16 protein-coding genes are annotated in these 16,390 nt (G+C 60.1%); 12 read left to right on the plus strand and 4 right to left on the minus strand.

Annotated features, from left to right (window positions below):
• Positions 1–10: 10 nt before the first annotated feature.
• Positions 11–337, minus strand: coding sequence for a gamma-glutamylcyclotransferase family protein (locus tag ABLV30_RS12245; RefSeq protein WP_025107931.1), 327 nt, complete (start codon positions 335–337; stop codon positions 11–13).
• A gap of 116 nt (positions 338–453) precedes the next feature.
• On the opposite strand from ABLV30_RS12245, the gene gcvA reads away from it, so the two are divergent.
• Entirely contained in the window at positions 454–1,356 is a 903-nt protein-coding gene (gcvA, locus tag ABLV30_RS12250) for a transcriptional regulator GcvA (RefSeq protein ID WP_224225651.1), read from the plus strand.
• A gap of 55 nt (positions 1,357–1,411) precedes the next feature.
• On the opposite strand, the gene ABLV30_RS12255 is transcribed toward gcvA, so the two are convergent.
• The 3 genes from ABLV30_RS12255 to paaZ all read right to left on the minus strand — a co-directional run bounded on the left by ABLV30_RS12255 (position 1,412) and on the right by paaZ (position 6,415).
• On the minus strand, positions 1,412–1,744 hold the full coding sequence (locus ABLV30_RS12255; protein ID WP_025107929.1) for a cupin domain-containing protein: 333 nt from the start codon (positions 1,742–1,744) through the stop codon (positions 1,412–1,414).
• A gap of 176 nt (positions 1,745–1,920) precedes the next feature.
• A complete protein-coding gene (tynA, locus tag ABLV30_RS12260) occupies positions 1,921–4,179 on the minus strand; it encodes a primary-amine oxidase (RefSeq protein WP_048263571.1) in 2,259 nt (752 codons plus the stop codon).
• 190 nt (positions 4,180–4,369) lie between these two features.
• The gene (paaZ, locus tag ABLV30_RS12265; RefSeq protein WP_265799782.1) at positions 4,370–6,415 is read right to left on the minus strand and encodes a phenylacetic acid degradation bifunctional protein PaaZ; all 2,046 of its coding nucleotides are present in this window, start codon (positions 6,413–6,415) and stop codon (positions 4,370–4,372) included.
• 286 nt (positions 6,416–6,701) lie between these two features.
• Here paaZ and paaA point away from each other — a divergent pair, with 286 nt between their 5' ends.
• Genes paaA through paaK form a run of 11 tightly spaced genes read left to right on the plus strand, consistent with a single transcriptional unit; the run spans position 6,702 to position 16,223 of the window.
• Positions 6,702–7,631 (plus strand): 1,2-phenylacetyl-CoA epoxidase subunit PaaA, encoded by a 930-nt coding sequence (gene paaA, locus ABLV30_RS12270; protein WP_265799783.1) that lies wholly within the window; start codon positions 6,702–6,704, stop codon positions 7,629–7,631.
• 11 nt (positions 7,632–7,642) lie between these two features.
• On the plus strand, positions 7,643–7,930 hold the full coding sequence (paaB, locus tag ABLV30_RS12275; protein ID WP_004850493.1) for a 1,2-phenylacetyl-CoA epoxidase subunit PaaB: 288 nt from the start codon (positions 7,643–7,645) through the stop codon (positions 7,928–7,930).
• 7 nt (positions 7,931–7,937) lie between these two features.
• On the plus strand, positions 7,938–8,693 hold the full coding sequence (paaC, locus tag ABLV30_RS12280; RefSeq protein ID WP_046877270.1) for a 1,2-phenylacetyl-CoA epoxidase subunit PaaC: 756 nt from the start codon (positions 7,938–7,940) through the stop codon (positions 8,691–8,693).
• A gap of 12 nt (positions 8,694–8,705) precedes the next feature.
• Positions 8,706–9,203 (plus strand): 1,2-phenylacetyl-CoA epoxidase subunit PaaD, encoded by a 498-nt coding sequence (gene paaD / locus ABLV30_RS12285; protein ID WP_221687854.1) that lies wholly within the window; start codon positions 8,706–8,708, stop codon positions 9,201–9,203.
• 7 nt (positions 9,204–9,210) lie between these two features.
• Complete coding sequence (gene paaE, locus ABLV30_RS12290; protein WP_046877271.1) at positions 9,211–10,281, plus strand: 1,2-phenylacetyl-CoA epoxidase subunit PaaE; 1,071 nt, start codon at positions 9,211–9,213, stop codon at positions 10,279–10,281.
• Positions 10,278–11,045, plus strand: coding sequence for a 2,3-dehydroadipyl-CoA hydratase PaaF (paaF, locus tag ABLV30_RS12295; protein ID WP_025107923.1), 768 nt, complete (start codon positions 10,278–10,280; stop codon positions 11,043–11,045). The genes paaE and paaF overlap by 4 nt, the downstream gene beginning before the upstream one ends.
• Before the next feature lie 2 nt (positions 11,046–11,047).
• Positions 11,048–11,836 carry a 2-(1,2-epoxy-1,2-dihydrophenyl)acetyl-CoA isomerase PaaG gene (gene paaG / locus ABLV30_RS12300; RefSeq protein ID WP_025107922.1) on the plus strand — a complete coding sequence of 263 codons (789 nt, stop codon included), beginning with the start codon at positions 11,048–11,050 and terminating at the stop codon, positions 11,834–11,836.
• Between the two features lie 3 nt (positions 11,837–11,839).
• Positions 11,840–13,261: a 3-hydroxyacyl-CoA dehydrogenase gene (locus ABLV30_RS12305; RefSeq protein WP_064407382.1), complete on the plus strand. Its 1,422-nt coding sequence runs from the start codon at positions 11,840–11,842 to the stop codon at positions 13,259–13,261.
• The gene (paaI, locus tag ABLV30_RS12310) at positions 13,251–13,673 is read left to right on the plus strand and encodes a hydroxyphenylacetyl-CoA thioesterase PaaI (protein WP_025107920.1); all 423 of its coding nucleotides are present in this window, start codon (positions 13,251–13,253) and stop codon (positions 13,671–13,673) included. The genes ABLV30_RS12305 and paaI overlap by 11 nt, the downstream gene beginning before the upstream one ends.
• The gene (gene pcaF, locus ABLV30_RS12315) at positions 13,673–14,878 is read left to right on the plus strand and encodes a 3-oxoadipyl-CoA thiolase (RefSeq protein ID WP_064404807.1); all 1,206 of its coding nucleotides are present in this window, start codon (positions 13,673–13,675) and stop codon (positions 14,876–14,878) included. Before paaI ends, pcaF begins: the two co-directional genes overlap by 1 nt.
• A gap of 28 nt (positions 14,879–14,906) precedes the next feature.
• On the plus strand, positions 14,907–16,223 hold the full coding sequence (gene paaK, locus ABLV30_RS12320) for a phenylacetate--CoA ligase PaaK (RefSeq protein ID WP_004850513.1): 1,317 nt from the start codon (positions 14,907–14,909) through the stop codon (positions 16,221–16,223).
• The last annotated feature ends 167 nt before the right edge of the window (positions 16,224–16,390 follow it).

Below are 16,390 nucleotides of genomic sequence, written 5' to 3' on the forward strand. Positions count from 1 at the left end.
CGCTAACAGTTTATGCTTTGAGCATATAGAGATATGATTGCACTGTCTGACCGTTCGATGTGGTTACCTCTACAGGAACCCGTTCATACTCAGAACCTTCGAACTCATCGAGTAGGTGCCAGTAATTATGTAAATTCTCTGACTTGAAAAGAAAACCCGGTACACGATGACCTGAGTCATCCAGTACAATTCCCGGATAACCCATCTCTGCACCCCAGCCTTTCTCTAATAAAGAACCCCCAACGTGGCCTTCCTGCCATGTCCCCCCGATATTTTCAAGAATATGAGCATTAGGCCGGCCAGGTCCGAGTGTCCCGTAAACAAATAAACTTTCCATTATTCCTCCAGGTATCGCTATGAAAATAATAATGTTCTTTTTGTTAATTTTGATTTTTGGACTCTGGCCTGACAAATCATTTGTTCTCACAACACGCGTGAATTATTATCACGCGTATGATGTTCGATCGCCTTCCCCCATTGCAAACTCTGCGCGCTTTTGAAGCCACAGCCCGCCTCTCAAGCATGACGCTGGCGGCAGCGGAGTTGCACGTTACGCATGGCGCGATAAGCCGGCAAATCCGGAAGCTCGAAGAGCATCTGGGGTTAAAGCTATTTTTCAGGCTGACGCGGCAGATAATTCTGACGGAGCAAGGGGCTGAATTTCACCAACTGGTTACCCGTCTTTTGAGTGATTTAATGCGGGAGTCCGAGCGTCTGCGAGGAAGAAACCTGATAAAAAGTTTACGTATAAGTACAACGGTTTCATTTGCCAGTAAGTGGTTAGCACCGCGTTTAAGTCGGTTCAGGCAGAGATATCCTGAATTTGAAATTGAGCTGGATGTTACTGACGTTAATGTGGACCTTAATGATGGTCAGGTAGATGCTGCCATTCGTTACGGCCTTGGCAATTATCGAGATGTTTCGTCTGAACGTATGTTCGATGAAACAGTCACTCCTGTCTGTAGCCCAGATTTTCTTGAGAAACATAATGGTCTGACAGAGATTAAGGGACTTTTAAATTGCGTTCTTCTGCATGAGTACAGAATGCAGGCGAACTGGAAGGCATGGTTTGAGATGGCCGGAGAAAAAAATTTTAGCTGCCAGCAGGGGCCCTTATGGACTCTTGGCAGCATGGCGACTGAGGCGGCTATACGTGGCGAAGGCGTTGCTCTGGGACGCAGCGTTCTGATTGCAGATGATGTCGCTGCTGGAAGGCTTGTTGTTCCGTTTCCACAGTTCAAACTTAAGGCTGAGCGGGGGTACGATTTAGTCTACCGTTCAGATAATCAGGACTCTTTTAAAATAAGCATTCTAAGACAATGGCTCGCTGAAGAATTGAGCTCGTTGAAAGATTGAATGGCTGTCTAAAAAAATCCGCTTTTGGCACAACGCTGTCTATCGCACATTTCACTTAATCAGCAGGGGATGCGCCGCTGAAACCGCTGTCTGGTAAATCTATAATCACCAGGGTGCCAAAGCTGCCTGCTTCTACCGTATGAGGAATTCCCGCTTTGGCTATATAAAGCTGGCCGGGCGCGACGGAAATTTTTTTCTCCTGCACGCTCAGTTCCAGACGTCCGTCTATAACCAGTAATCCCTCGTCATATTCATGTACCTCCTCAGCGACAGAGTGGGCATCTATGCGCAGGACTTTGAGATTCGTTGCCCCAACGCGGCCTAAGATCCGGGAGCGCCAGGACGCCGGCAATGCCTGCGCTTCGGTTCTGAGATCGTAAAGCGACATAAAGCCATTCTCATTGATATTCGTTGCCTGCTTTTATGCCATATAAGTTAATCGCCGACATCTAACATATATGGCAAAAGAAGTTGAAAAACAGGCTATACCGGTCCTGCTGCCCGCTGCATGTGCATTGACCGCGGATAAATAAAAACGGCCCCATCGCTGAGGCCGTGACGTGCCTATTGTTTCTTCTCGCCCAGCGTCGGCGTCTCGTCAAAGAAGTTCCACGGTTTCAGCAGCGCGTGCGCCCACTCGGTCGGCATAATCGGCCACTCCTCGGCGCGGGCCACGTGGGTGGTGCCGGTGGTGATCCACACCACGTCATCATGGTTGTCCAGCGACTCGTCATCTTTCGCGTACTGGCCGAGGCCGGTGTCGTGAATCGAACGGTTAGGGTACTTGCCTTCCGGGAAGCGCTCGGTGGGATGATAGCGGGTGACCCACAGCTGCTTATCCATAAAGCTCAGACGATGGTAAATCCACTCATCAGGCGCGAATTTTGCCCCGGTGGCGACCGGATGCGTGCCGCCCGCGTAGGGGATAATCTGATACGACACCGGGTTACCCATCCGGTTTTCTTTCGTGGTATTGCTCAGCAGACGAATGGTGCCCGGGTCAAATTTCTGCGCCGCTTTCTGCTCGCTATCAATCGTGTACTGATTGATCTGCATAGTGCTGGTACGCGGACCGCCGGCGGTATTCGGCTTCACTTCCGGGTCCATGGCCACCAGCGTGTTGTTCTCGCCGTCAACGTCTAGATCGAGGCGGAAGTTATAAATATGCTGGTGGGTGGTGCCGACAATATTATGGTCAATCAGCGTGCCGTAGCGGGTGTCCTCTTTGGCGCTCGGGTCATGCATGGTCTTCGCCTGCACGCCTTTCACCGCTTCGATGCCGGTCGCCCCAGCATCAATGCCGATGGTGCCGTTTTCGTGGAATACCCAGTCAAAAATATAGTCGTAGTTGCCGACGGTGCTGATCCAGCGCACCACCAGCTCGCGGCGCTCGGTACTGACGTTCGGCTTGCCCATCTCCTGATGCTTATACTCCGGCCCGGCGTAGCGTTCGAAGATGGCGATTGCGCGCGGGATGGTCGTGGGCGTGCCGGTATAGTCGGCGATGGTTTCATCCAGCAGGACCGCGTTAGACGGCGCGTCTTTACCGCGGACGATAGGTGAGGTCAGGGTGCCCATACCGTAGTCGCCGGAATCGAGATAGGCTTTAAAATACCAGCCCACGTCCGGGTCGCCGTAGGGGACGATCATCCCGCCCAGCGAACCTTCATACATCACCTGACGTTTCTTGCCGTTATCGTTATATGTCACGGTGGAGAGAATCGGCCCAACGCGGGAGTTCATGCGCAGGTGGAAATCCCAGTTTTGCCAGTGGATCATATCGCCGGTAATGGTGTAGTTTTTGCCCTCTGGCTCAATGATATCCAGCGGTTTAACCTTTGGCGCAACGCGGTCGCGCCCGTCATAGGGGCGGGCCGCCATCGGTACCGGGATCGTCGGCCCCTCTTCGATTTTGATGATCTTCTTCTGCTCAAGGTCGACCACCGCTACCAGGTTTTCAATCGGATGCGCCCAGTAGTTACCGTCGCCAACGTCAAGATAGCTGACCACTTTCAGCAGCCGCGCGTCCTGCTTGAGGCCATCTTTGCCGTCGAAGTAGCCGACGGTCAGCGGGGTGGTAATCACCTTGCTCGGGTCGTCGATGCCGTGCTTTTTTAACACTTCGGCAAATTCGCTGCTGGCGTTGATGATGTTCTGCACGCTGGCGAAATCATCCAGCAGCACCATGCCGTGGGCGTCTTTAATCGGTGTCCATGAAAGCACTTTTTTATTCTGTAAATCCACCACCGCCTCAATAACGTGTTTGCCGTCGAGCATGATCACGTCGGCAGCGCGCGGGGCGTTGACCGGCGTACCGTTGAGGGCAAAATCCCACACCGCTTTTTTATCCGGCTCGCGCAGGGAGATCTCGGTGAATCGGGTATTGGGTTTGAAATCCGCCGCGGCTTTAACGATAGCGACCGCTGCGCTGATTTCCGCCGCTGACAGCGAGTTCAGCGGATGCGGGCGTTTTTCCACCTGGAAGGTCTGGTCAAGACCGGACTGAAACACGTCGTTGATAAAAGTGTCAGAAACCCACGCTTTGCCGTCTTTCATCACTACCGGCACCTGCAGCTCCAGGGTTTTACCATTGACGATGACCGTTTTCGCCCCCGGTTTTACCTTTACGTAAGCGCCGTCTTTAATCAGGGTAAACATCTGCGCGTAGTCATCCCACTGAACGTCCGCGCCAAAATCCTGAAGGGTTTTGTCCATCGGGACCATATGGGCTTCGCCGCCGTGGGCGAACGCCGGGCTTTGCCAGGCGCAAAACAGAGCGACAGCCAACGCCAGAGCCGTTTTGCGGGGAGAAAGAATCGCCATTGAGACCTCACCTTATTGTTGTGTTGTGCAGTGCCGCTGCGAATGTCGGCTTGTGTATCGTTAACCTAACAGCGGTCAGCGCCGAGGCGTTTGCCTGCTTTTGCCAGGTTGTTTGTCAGTTTTGCCAGTTACAAAAAATGCCTCCGCAGAGGCATGAAGAGGGCGATAAAGATGGGCGAGTTTCTAATATTTACTCCGCAAAATCCCCCTGCTGGCGGGCCACCAGGGTCAGGATGGAGTAGAGCGCGACCGCCTGCTGGTGCTGGTTAAAAATCTCTACCGCCCACTCGACGACGCCGGTCGCTTTCTCCTCCGCGCTGCGCTGGCGTTTCACCGTTTTGCGTTTGCAGGTCAGGCGTACCTGGATGGTATCGCCCGGCTTCACCGGCTCGATAAAGCGCAGATTTTCCATTCCGTAGTTGGCGATCACCGGGCCGACCCCGGCGTCAACAAATAGCCCGGCAGCGGCGGAAATCAGGAAATAGCCGTGCACCACGCGCTCGCCGAAAATCGACTCCGCGGCGGCAATCTTATCCATATGAGCGTAAAAGTGATCGCCGCTCAGGCAGGCGAAGTTGACGATATCCGCCTCGGTCAGGGTGCGGCGAGGCGTCAGCAGGCTGTCGCCCGGCTGGATCTCCTCGAAATATTTACGGAACGGGTGAATGCGGTCTTCCATCACCTGCGCGCCGCGCACCCACTGCTGGCCAATGGCGGCGAGCATCGTCGGGCTGCCCTGAACCGCGGTGCGCTGCATATAGTGCTTCACCGCCCGCAGGCCGCCCAGCTCTTCGCCGCCGCCGGCGCGCCCCGGGCCGCCGTGTACCAGCTGCGGCAGCGGGGAGCCGTGGCCGGTTGATTCTGCGGAAGACTCTTCGTTCAGTATCTGAATACGCCCGTGGGCGCGGGCGGCGCCGAGAATAAACGCCCTCGCCAGTTCGCCGCTGGCGGTCACCAGGGTTCCGGCCAGGCTACCTTCGCCGGCCCGCGCCAGGATCATGGCGTGCTCAACGTTCTGATACGGCATCAGGGTGGCGACGGGACCAAACGCTTCAATAGCGTGTACCGCCGGGGTCTCGTCCGGCTGCGGGCAGTACAGCAGCGTTGGCGGGAAGAAGGCGCCGGCGGCGCTGAAATCGGCCTGGCCGCCCAGCAGCAGGTCACATCCGGCGGCCACCAGACGGTTGACGTTATCCTGCACGTCCTGACGTTGTTCGTGGTTCACCAGCGCGCCCATCTTCACGCCTTCCTGCGCCGGGTCGCCGACCACCACTTTTTGCAGGCGCGCAATCAGCGCGTCGCTCACCGCTTTCACCTGCGCCTGCGGCACGATAATACGCCGGATGGCGGTGCACTTTTGCCCGGCCTTCGCCGTCATCTCTCGTACCACTTCGCGAATAAATAGCGCGAACTCCGGCTGCGCAGGCGTGACGTCGTCACCGAGTACGCAGCAGTTCAGCGAATCTGCTTCCATGGTGAAGGGAATGGACTTCGCGACCAGGTTGGGATGCACCCGCAGCTGCTGTCCGGTACGGGCCGAGCCGGTAAAGGTGACAACGTCCTGGCTATCGAGATGGTCGAGCAGATCGCCCGCGCCGCCGCAGATCAGGCTGATTGCCCCCTCCGGCACCAGCCCGCTATCAACAATCATTTTGACCATCGCCTGCGTCAGCTGCGCGGTGGCGGTAGCCGGTTTGATGATGGCCGGCATACCGGCAAGCCAGGTGGGCGCCAGCTTTTCCAGCATGCCCCAGCAGGGGAAGTTAAAGGCGTTGATATGCACCGCCACGCCGGACTTTGAGGTCAGCACGTGGCGGGCGGCGAAGCCTCCCTGTTTTGACAGCGGGATCGGCTCATCTTCCGGCCACAGGGTATCGTCCGGCAGCTCGCGGCTGCCGAGACCGGCGTAGGTGAAAAGGGTGCCAATGCCCCCTTCGATATCTACCCAGCTATCGGCGCGGGTGGCGCCGGTTTCGGCGGAGATCGCGTACAGCTCTGCCTTGTGCTCCAGCAAATATCTGGCGAGCGCCTTCAGCATCGCGCTGCGCTCAATAAAGGTCATCGCCCCCAGCGCTTTGCCGCCGCGCTCAATCGCGAAGCGTCGTGCCTGCGCCATATCCAGACCCGCGCTGGTGACTTCCCATAGCGCTTCGCCGCTGATGGCGTGATGGATGGTACGCGCGTGGCCCCGGCCGGTCTGCCACGCGCCGGACAAGTAGCTGGCTAACTGCTGCATGGTTCATCTCCAGATGTGTTACGTGAAATATCTATAAATAGTTCTTTGGTGAATCATAAAAATCAAGCTCGCATTTAATAATTTATTAACATTGTGATCGGTGATGATCTGCGTCATGCACTTAATACCCTGTTAATAAGGGTTTTTACAAAAGCTTTTGCGGTCGCTATCACAAAAAGAACAAACAAAATTTGTGGTTTAATTTAACCTGAATGTAACTTTTATAAAACAAAGTGATTCGAAAATTATTTTTAATCGAATTTATTGGAATCATAAAGGTGATGACGTGACAGAAGAACAACGCTTTGACCAGCGCATCGCGCAGGAGACGGCCATCGAACCGCAGGACTGGATGCCGGAAGCCTACCGCAAAACGCTGATCCGCCAGATTGGTCAGCACGCGCACTCGGAAATCGTCGGCATGTTGCCGGAAGGCAACTGGATCACTCGCGCGCCGACCCTTAGGCGCAAAGCGATTCTGCTGGCGAAAGTGCAGGATGAAGCCGGGCATGGCCTGTACCTCTACAGCGCGGCGGAAACCCTCGGCTGCGCCCGCGAAGACCTGTATCAGAAGATGCTCGACGGCAAGATGAAGTACTCCTCCATTTTTAACTACCCGACCCTGAGCTGGGCGGATATCGGCGTGATTGGCTGGCTGGTGGACGGCGCGGCCATCGTCAATCAGGTGGCGCTGTGCCGCACCTCCTACGGACCCTACGCCCGGGCAATGGTCAAGATCTGCAAAGAGGAGAGCTTTCACCAGCGCCAGGGGTTTGAAGCCTGCATGGCGCTGGCGCAGGGCAGCGACGCGCAGCGGCAGATGCTGCAGGACGCCATCAACCGTTTCTGGTGGCCGGCGCTGATGATGTTTGGCCCGGGCGACGATAACTCGCCAAACAGCGCCCGCAGCATGGCGTGGAAAATCAAGCTCCACTCGAACGACGAACTGCGCCAGCGCTTTGTCGATAACACCATTCCGCAGGTGGAAATCCTCGGCATGACCGTACCCGACCCGGATTTGCGGCTGGATGAAACCAGCGGCCACTACCGCTTTGGCGCAATCGACTGGCACGAATTTAACGAAGTGATTGCCGGACGCGGGATCTGCAACCACGAACGCCTGGGCGCTAAACGCAAGGCATGGGAAGAGGGCGCGTGGGTGCGGGAAGCCGCGCTGGCGCATGAGCAAAAACAGCAGGCTCGCGACGCCGCGTAAGGAGAATGAAAATGAGCAAAAACTACTGGCCGTTATATGAAGTGTTCGTTCGCAGCAAACAGGGACTGTCGCACCGCCACGTCGGCAGCCTGCACGCCGCCGATGACCAGATGGCGCTGGAAAACGCCCGCGATGCCTATACCCGCCGCAGCGAAGGCTGTTCGATTTGGGTGGTGAAGGCCAGCGAAATCGTCGCCTCGCAGCCCGAAGAGCGCGGCGCGTTTTTCGACCCGGCGGAGAGCAAAGTCTATCGTCATCCCACCTTCTACACCGTGCCCGACGGCATGGAACATATGTGAGGCCACGATGAAAAACGATAACCCCGTTGCCGCTTATGCTCTGCGCCTTGGCGATAACGGCCTGGTGCTGGCCCAGCGTCTGGGCGAGTGGTGCGGCCACGCGCCGGAGCTGGAGATCGATCTGGCGCTGGCCAATATCGGCCTCGACCTGCTGGGGCAGGCGCGCCATTTCCTCAGCTACGCCGCCGAACTGACCGGCAGCGGCGATGAAGATACCCTGGCCTTTGGCCGCGACGAGCGCCAGTTTTGCAATTTACTGCTGGCGGAGCAGCCAAACGGCAACTTCGCCGACACCCTCGCTCGCCAGTTTTTCATCGATGTCTGGCACGTGGCGCTGTTCGGCCGCCTGGTCGGCAGTCGCGATGCGCAGCTTGCCGCCATCGCCGCCAGGGCGCTGAAAGAGGTGCGCTACCACCAGCGCTTTAGCCGCGGCTGGCTGGAGCGTCTGGGCAACGGCACGGCGCTTTCCGCCCAGAGAATGCAGAGCGCGGTGGATAACCTGTGGCGCTTTACCGGCGAGCTGTTCCAGGCCGATGAGCTGGAAATTGAGCTGAGTGCGCAGGGCATCGCCGTCGACCCCCGCGAACTGCAGGCCGAATGGCAGAACGCGGTGCACACGGCGCTGATCGACGCCGGTTTGCAGATCCCGCAAGAAGCGGCTTTCCGCAGCGGCGGTAAGCAGGGGCTGCACAGCGAACATCTCGGGCCGCTGCTGGCGGAGATGCAGTATTTACAGCGCGCCTATCCCGGCCAGCAGTGGTAGCAGGGGGGAATTATGCAACGTCTGGTTGATATCGCGCCCCCGGAGGTCCACGCCGTCTGGGATCTGTTAGGCGCCATTGCCGATCCGGAAGTGCCGGTGCTGACCATTACCGACCTCGGCCTGGTGCGCAGCGTGGAGCGCCGCGGCGATGGCTGGGTGATTGGCTTCACGCCAACCTATTCGGGCTGCCCGGCCACCGAACATCTGCTGGGAGAAATCCGCGCGGCAATGACGGAAAACGGCTACGCGCCGGTGCATATCGTGCTGCAGCTTGACCCGCCGTGGACCACCGACTGGATGGGGCCGGACGCGCGTGAACGCCTGCGCCAGTACGGCATCAGTCCGCCGCAGGGCCATGCCTGCCATGCCCACATGCCGGAGGAGGTGGTCTGCCCGCGCTGCGGCAGCCGCCACACCTCGCTGATTAGCGAATTCGGTTCCACGGCCTGCAAAGCGCTGTATCGCTGCGACAGCTGCCGGGAACCCTTTGATTACTTTAAATGTATTTGAGGTTGCGATGACGACATTTCATTCGCTTACCGTGGCGAAAGTGGAGCCGGAAACCCGCGATGCGGTCACCATCACCTTTGCCATTCCCGACGCGCTGCGTAATGCATACGCCTTCCGTCCGGGCCAGCATCTGACCCTGAAAGCGCGCCTTGGCGGGGAAGAGCTCAGGCGCTGCTACTCCATTTGCCGCAGCCGCTCGCCGGGTGAAATCAGCGTGGCGGTGAAGGCCATCGACGGCGGGCGCTTCTCGCGCTATGCCCAGAGCGACATTCAGCAAGGCATGGCGCTGGACGTGATGGTGCCGCAGGGACATTTCGGCTACCAGCCGCAGGCCGGGCGTTGCGCTGACTACCTGGCGATTGCCGCCGGCTCCGGCATTACGCCGATGATGGCGATTATCGACGCCACCCTCGCCACCGAAGTCGACAGCCGCTTCACGCTGGTTTACGGCAACCGCAGCAGCCACAGCATGATGTTCCGTCAGGCGCTGGCCGACCTGAAAGACCGCTATCCGCAGCGTCTGCAGGTGGTGCACCTGTTCAGCCAGGAGTCGATGGACAGCGATCTGCTGCAGGGGCGCATCAACGGCGACAAGCTGCGCGAACTGGCCGCCCATCTGCTGGACTTCAGCCGCTTCGAGCACGCCTTTATCTGCGGCCCGGCGGCGATGATGGATGAAGCGGAGATCGCCCTGCGCGAGCTGGGCGTACCGGAGGATGCGATTCATCTGGAACGTTTTAATACCCCGGACAGCCGCGCCAGGCGGGCTACTGGCGTCCAGGCGGAGGGCCGCGCGGTCACGATTCGTCAGGACGGCCGCGACCGAATCATTGCCCTGAGCGCGGAGGATGACAGCATTCTTGACGCCGCGCTGCGCCAGGGGGCGGACCTGCCGTTTGCCTGCAAGGGGGGCGTCTGCGCCACCTGTAAATGCAAAGTGCTGCGCGGCGAGGTGGCGATGGCCGCTAACTACAGCCTTGAAGCCGACGAACTGGCGGCGGGCTACGTGCTGAGCTGTCAGGCGCTGCCCACCAGCGACGATGTGGTTGTCGACTTTGACGCGCGGGGGATGGCATGAGCGAACTGTTCATTGCTCGTCACGCGCGCGTACTGCAGCTGACGCTAAATCGCCCGCAGGCGCGCAACGCTTTGAATAACGCGCTGCTGACGCAGATCGCCGACGTGCTCGACGCGGCGGCGCTGGACCCGTCGGTCGGCGTCTGCGTCATCAGCGGTAACGAACGCTTCTTTGCCGCAGGGGCTGACCTGAACGAAATGGCGGAAAAAGATCTGCCCGCCACGCTCGATGATATTCGCCCGCGGCTGTGGGCGCGTATCGACGCCTTCAGTAAACCGCTGATCGCTTCGGTTAACGGCTATGCCCTCGGCGCCGGATGCGAGCTGGCGCTGCTCTGCGATCTGATTGTCGCCGGCGATAACGCCCGCTTCGGCCTGCCGGAAATCACCCTCGGCATGATGCCGGGCGCGGGCGGGACCCAGCGCCTGATCCGCTCCGTCGGTAAGGCGCTGGCCAGCCGGATGGTCTTGAGCGGCGAAAGCATTGATGCCCATCAGGCGCAGCGGGCGGGGCTGGTATGCGAGGTTTATCCGCCAGCGCTCACCGATGAATACGCGCTCGGCCTGGCGGCAACCGTGGCTCGCCACTCGCCGCTGGCGCTGCGCGCGGCTAAGCAGGCTTTGCGGCTGTCGCAGGAGGTGAGCCTGCAGGCCGGGCTTCAGCAGGAGCGCCAGCTGTTTACTTTGCTGAGCGCGACCGAAGATCGCCGCGAAGGCATCGACGCCTTTTTACATAAACGTACTGCGGAATTTAAAGGACGCTAATCGTGGAAGCTTTCATTCTCAGCGAAGTGGAACAGGGCGTGATGACGATTACCCTTAATCGCCCGGACCGTCTGAACAGTTTTAACGACCTGATGCACCAGCAGCTGGCGGCGTGCCTGAAACAGGCCGAACGCGACGACAGCATACGCTGCCTGCTGGTGACCGGCGCGGGGCGCGGTTTTTGCGCCGGGCAGGATTTAAATGACCGTAACGTCGACCCCAGCGGGCCGGCTCCGGATCTCGGGCTCTCGGTTGAGCGTTTCTACAACCCCCTGGTGCGCCGTCTGGCGGCGCTGCCGAAACCGGTGATTTGCGCGGTGAACGGCGTCGCGGCGGGCGCGGGGGCTACGCTGGCGATGGGCTGCGATATCGTGCTGGCGGCGCGTTCAGCGAAGTTCGTTATGGCGTTCAGCAAGCTTGGTCTGGTGCCGGACTGCGGCGGCAGCTGGTTTCTGCCGCGCGTGGCGGGGCGCGCGCGCGCGATGGGGCTGGCGCTGCTGGGCGATAGCCTGAGCGCGGAGCAGGCGGCGCAGTGGGGGATGATCTGGCAGGTGGTGGATGACGCCGAGCTGAAAGACACCAGCCTGGCGCTGGCCCGGCACCTGGCCGCCCAGCCGACCTATGGCCTCGGGCTGATTAAAAACGCGCTGCGGCTGGCGGAAACCCAGACCCTGGACCAGCAGCTTGACCTGGAGCGCGACTACCAGCGCCTGGCCGGACGCAGCGCCGACTATCGCGAAGGCGTCAGCGCTTTTCTGGCGAAGCGTCCACCTCACTTCAGCGGGAAATAGCCGATGAGCACAACGTTACCTACCGTCGCGGTGATAGGCAGCGGCACCATGGGCGCCGGCATTGCCGAAGTGGCCGCCGCCGCCGGGCATCCGGTACTGATTTACGACATCGCCCCTGAGGCGGTGGTTCGCGCCATCGACGGGATTCGCCAGCGGCTGGCCTCCCGCGTCAGCCGCGGCAAGCTGGCGGCGGAAAAGGCCGGGGCGCTGCTGTCGCGTCTGGCACCGGCTGAGGATCTGAGCGCTTTAGCCCGTGCGGAGTTGGTTATTGAAGCCGCCTCCGAGCGCCTGGACGTGAAAAAAGCGCTGTTCAAACAGCTGGCCGAAATCTGCTCCCCGTCAGCGCTGCTGGTCAGCAACACGTCGTCGATATCGATCACCGCCATCGCCGCGGGAATAAAACACCCGGACCGGGTCGCCGGGCTGCACTTCTTTAACCCGGCCCCGGTAATGAAGCTGGTGGAAGTGGTCAGCGGCCTGGCCACCTCGGCGGAAGTCGTCGCACAGCTCTGCCAGCGGGTCAGCGACTGGGGAAAGCAGCCGGTTCGCTGCCGCTCAACGCCCGGCTTTATCGTCAACCGCGTGGCGCGGCCTTTTTATGCCGAAGCGTGGCGAGCGCTGGAGGAGCAGGTCGCCGCGCCGGAGGTGATTGACGCCGCCTTGCGCGACGGCGGCGGTTTTCCCATGGGGCCGCTGGCGCTGACCGACCTGATTGGCCAGGACGTCAACTTTGCGGTGACCTGTTCGGTATTTAACGCCTTCTGGCAGGACCGCCGCTATCTGCCGTCGCTGCTGCAGCAGGAGCTGGCGCTGGCCGGACGGCTGGGTAAAAAGAGCGGGCAGGGGGTCTACTGCTGGCCTGGCGAAGCGCAGCCTGAGCTGGCCTTGGCCGCCGTATCGGCAGAACGCGCAGCAAAGCGCATAAAACGTGACGTTGTCACCGATCTGGACGAGGTGCTGCTGCTGGAAACGACCGGTGAAACCGCCCTGGCGTTAAGCCTTCAGCACGGCCGCCCGGTGGTGGTCTACGACCATAGCGCAGGCGATACGGTGGTGCTGGCCAGCGCGGAAACCACCTCTCAGGCGGCGATCGATAAAGCGACTTTCTATTTTCAGCAGCAGGGCAAAAAGGTGCTGCAGATCGCCGACTATCCCGGCCTGCTGGTGTGGCGGACGGTGGCGATGCTGGTTAACGAAGCGCTGGACGCGCTGCAGAAGGGCGTCGCCAGCGCGGAGGATATCGATACCGCCATGCGTCTGGGCGTCAACTACCCGCGCGGCCCGCTGGCGTGGGGTGAATCACTTGGCTGGGGCCGGGTGCTGCGGCTGCTGGAAAACCTGCAGCAGCACTACGGCGAAGAGCGCTATCGCCCCTGTTCCCTGCTGCGCCAGAAGGCGCTGATGGAGAGACATCATGAGCAATGAAGCCTGGCACAACGCCCGCGCGATGTACGAGAACGATAACTGTGCGAAAGCGCTGGGAATTGAAATTATCGAGATGGACCAGGGCTACGCGCAGATGACCATGGCGATCACCCCGAACATGCTCAACGGCCACCATACCTGCCACGGCGGACAGCTGTTTTCGCTCGCCGATACCGCATTCGCCTACGCCTGCAACAGCCAGGGGCTGGCGGCGGTCGCGTCGGCGGCGAGCATCGATTTTCTGCGTCCGGCCTTTGTCGGCGAGCTGCTGACCGCGACGGCGAGAGTTAAGCATCAGGGCAAGCTGACCGGGGTCTATGACATAGAAATTGTTAACCAACAGCAAAAAGTTGTCGCTCTGTTCCGCGGTAAATCGCACCGCATCGGCGGCACAATCACAGGAGAAGTCTGATGCGCGACGCCTTTATTTGTGACGGGATCCGCACGCCGATTGGCCGCTACGGCGGGGCGCTGGCCAGCGTGCGCGCCGACGACCTCGCCGCCATCCCGCTGCGCGAACTGCTGAGCCGTAACCCGAAGTTCGATCCGGCATCGATTGATGATGTGATTCTCGGCTGCGCCAACCAGGCCGGCGAAGACAACCGCAACGTGGCCCATATGGCGACGCTGCTGGCGGGCTATCCGCACACCGTACCCGGCACCACCATTAACCGTCTGTGCGGCTCCGGTCTCGACGCTATCGGCTTCGCCGCACGCGCCATCAAAGCCGGAGAGGCGGATCTGATGATCGCCGGCGGCGTCGAGTCCATGTCGCGCGCACCGTTTGTGATGGCCAAAGCCAGCGCCCCCTGGCAGCGCCAGGCCGAGCTGTTTGATACCACCATCGGCTGGCGTTTTGTGAACCCGCTCATGCAGCAGCGATTTGGCACTGACAGCATGCCGGAAACGGCGGAGAATGTAGCTGAATTGTTAAATATCAGCCGCGCCGATCAGGACGCTTTCGCTTTCCGCAGCCAGCAGCGGACGGCTCAGGCCCAGCGCGACGGCATTCTGGCGCAGGAGATCGTACCGGTAAACGTTGTCGACAGGAAAGGAGCGGTAAACGTCGTGCGCGACGACGAGCATCCGCGGGCGGACACCACCATTGAACAGCTTTCGCGGCTAAAAACGCCGTTCCGTCAGGGTGGCGTAGTGACCGCGGGTAATGCTTCCGGCGTCAACGACGGCGCCGCGGCGCTGATTATCGCCAGCTCGCAGCAGGCCATCGTCCAGGGGCTGACGCCGCGGGCGCGTATTGTGGCGATGGCGACGGCGGGCGTCGAGCCGAAGCTGATGGGGCTTGGACCGGTACCGGCGGTACGTAAAGCGCTGGAGCGCGCCGGGCTGAGTATAAACGATATGGATCTGATTGAGCTGAATGAAGCCTTCGCCGCCCAGGCGCTGGGCGTGCTCAGACAGCTGGGGCTGGAGGATGATGCCCCGCATGTTAACCCCAACGGCGGCACCATCGCCTTAGGCCATCCGTTGGGAATGAGCGGCGCCCGGCTGGCATTAAGCGCCAGCCTGGAGCTGCAGCGCCGCGGCGGGCGCTATGCGCTGTGTACGATGTGTATTGGCGTGGGTCAGGGCATTGCCATGATCCTTGAGCGAGTGTGAGCGAATCTACCTGCGAGTACCCTACAAAATGACAACGATAACTCAATTAGACCCGATTGAAACCGCATCGCGCGACGAGCTACAGGCCCTGCAAACCCAGCGTCTGAAGTGGACCCTTAAGCATGCGTATGAGAACGTGCCGATGTATCGCCGTAAATTTGACGCGGCGGGCATTCATCCTGACGATTTTCACGAACTGAGCGATCTGAGCAAGTTTCCCTGCACCACCAAGCAGGATCTGCGCGACAACTACCCCTTTGATACCTTTGCGGTGCCGATGGAGCAGGTGGTGCGTATCCACGCGTCTTCGGGCACCACCGGCAAACCGACGGTGGTGGGCTATACGCAAAACGATATTGATAACTGGGCCAATATTGTCGCCCGCTCCCTGCGCGCGGCGGGCGGGACGGCAAAAGACAAGATTCATGTTGCCTACGGCTATGGTCTGTTTACCGGCGGGCTGGGTGCCCACTACGGCGCGGAGCGTTTAGGCGCGACGGTCATTCCCATGTCCGGCGGGCAGACTGAAAAACAGGCGCAGCTGATCCGCGATTTTAAGCCGGATATGATTATGGTGACGCCGTCCTATTGCCTGAACCTGATTGAAGAGCTGGAGCGCCAGATGGGCGGCGACGCCAGCGGCTGCTCCCTGCGGGTGGGCGTGTTCGGCGCGGAGCCGTGGACCCATGCGATGCGGGCGGAAATCGAGCGTCGTCTGGGGATTTCGGCGCTGGATATCTATGGCCTGTCGGAGGTGATGGGGCCGGGGGTGGCGATGGAGTGTCTGGAAACCGCCGACGGTCCGACGATCTGGGAGGATCACTTCTACCCTGAAGTGGTGAATCCGGACACCGGTACGCCGCTGGCGGACGGCGAACACGGCGAGCTGCTGTTCACCACCCTGACCAAAGAAGCGCTGCCGGTGATCCGCTACCGCACCCGCGACCTGACGCGACTGCTGCCGGGCACCGCCCGCACCATGCGCCGGATGGATCGCATCAGCGGGCGCAGCGACGATATGCTGATTATCCGCGGCGTGAACGTCTTCCCGTCGCAGCTGGAAGAGGAGATCCTCAAGTTCGAACATCTGGCGCCGCACTATCAGCTGGAAGTTAACCGCCGGGGCCATCTTGATTCACTTTCGGTGCGCGTGGAGCTAAAAGAGAGCGGTCTGGCGCTGAACCACGAGCAGCGCTGTCAGATTTGCCACCAGCTGCGCCACCGGATCAAGTCGATGGTGGGGATTTCGACCGATATCAGCATTGTTAACTGCGGCAGCATTCCGCGCTCCGAGGGTAAGGCCTGCCGCGTGTTCGATCTGCGCAAGGTGGCCGCTAACGGATAACGCATTCTCCCGGAGGCGGCGCATTGCGCCTGTCCGGGCTACCCGATGCCGCAACTCCCTTGGCCCGGACAGTGGTAGCCTGGGTAAGGCGTTTACGCCGCTGTGCCGGGGTTGATGTATCAGCTCTGCCTCTTCCCGGCTCGCGCTGCGCTTAGCCGGGCTACGAA

Origin of the sequence: Klebsiella sp. CN_Kp113 (genome assembly GCF_040064585.1) — a bacterium.
Classification (GTDB): domain Bacteria; phylum Pseudomonadota; class Gammaproteobacteria; order Enterobacterales; family Enterobacteriaceae; genus Klebsiella; species Klebsiella michiganensis.

Bases quoted from the DNA above. Each gene is read 5' to 3' on its own strand.
- paaC (WP_046877270.1), top strand. From the start codon at position 7,938: ATGAAAAACGATAACCCCGTTGCCGCTTATGCTCTGCGCCTTGGCGAT.
- paaK (WP_004850513.1), top strand. From the start codon at position 14,907: ATGACAACGATAACTCAATTAGACCCGATTGAAACCGCATCGCGCGAC.
- paaI (WP_025107920.1), top strand. From the start codon at position 13,251: ATGAGCAATGAAGCCTGGCACAACGCCCGCGCGATGTACGAGAACGAT.
- paaD (WP_221687854.1), top strand. From the start codon at position 8,706: ATGCAACGTCTGGTTGATATCGCGCCCCCGGAGGTCCACGCCGTCTGG.
- paaZ (WP_265799782.1), bottom strand. From the start codon at position 6,415: ATGCAGCAGTTAGCCAGCTACTTGTCCGGCGCGTGGCAGACCGGCCGG.
- ABLV30_RS12245 (WP_025107931.1), bottom strand. From the start codon at position 337: ATGGAAAGTTTATTTGTTTACGGGACACTCGGACCTGGCCGGCCTAAT.
- pcaF (WP_064404807.1), top strand. From the start codon at position 13,673: ATGCGCGACGCCTTTATTTGTGACGGGATCCGCACGCCGATTGGCCGC.
- tynA (WP_048263571.1), bottom strand. From the start codon at position 4,179: ATGGCGATTCTTTCTCCCCGCAAAACGGCTCTGGCGTTGGCTGTCGCT.
- paaE (WP_046877271.1), top strand. From the start codon at position 9,211: ATGACGACATTTCATTCGCTTACCGTGGCGAAAGTGGAGCCGGAAACC.
- paaF (WP_025107923.1), top strand. From the start codon at position 10,278: ATGAGCGAACTGTTCATTGCTCGTCACGCGCGCGTACTGCAGCTGACG.
- gcvA (WP_224225651.1), top strand. From the start codon at position 454: ATGATGTTCGATCGCCTTCCCCCATTGCAAACTCTGCGCGCTTTTGAA.
- ABLV30_RS12255 (WP_025107929.1), bottom strand. From the start codon at position 1,744: ATGTCGCTTTACGATCTCAGAACCGAAGCGCAGGCATTGCCGGCGTCC.
- ABLV30_RS12305 (WP_064407382.1), top strand. From the start codon at position 11,840: ATGAGCACAACGTTACCTACCGTCGCGGTGATAGGCAGCGGCACCATG.
- paaB (WP_004850493.1), top strand. From the start codon at position 7,643: ATGAGCAAAAACTACTGGCCGTTATATGAAGTGTTCGTTCGCAGCAAA.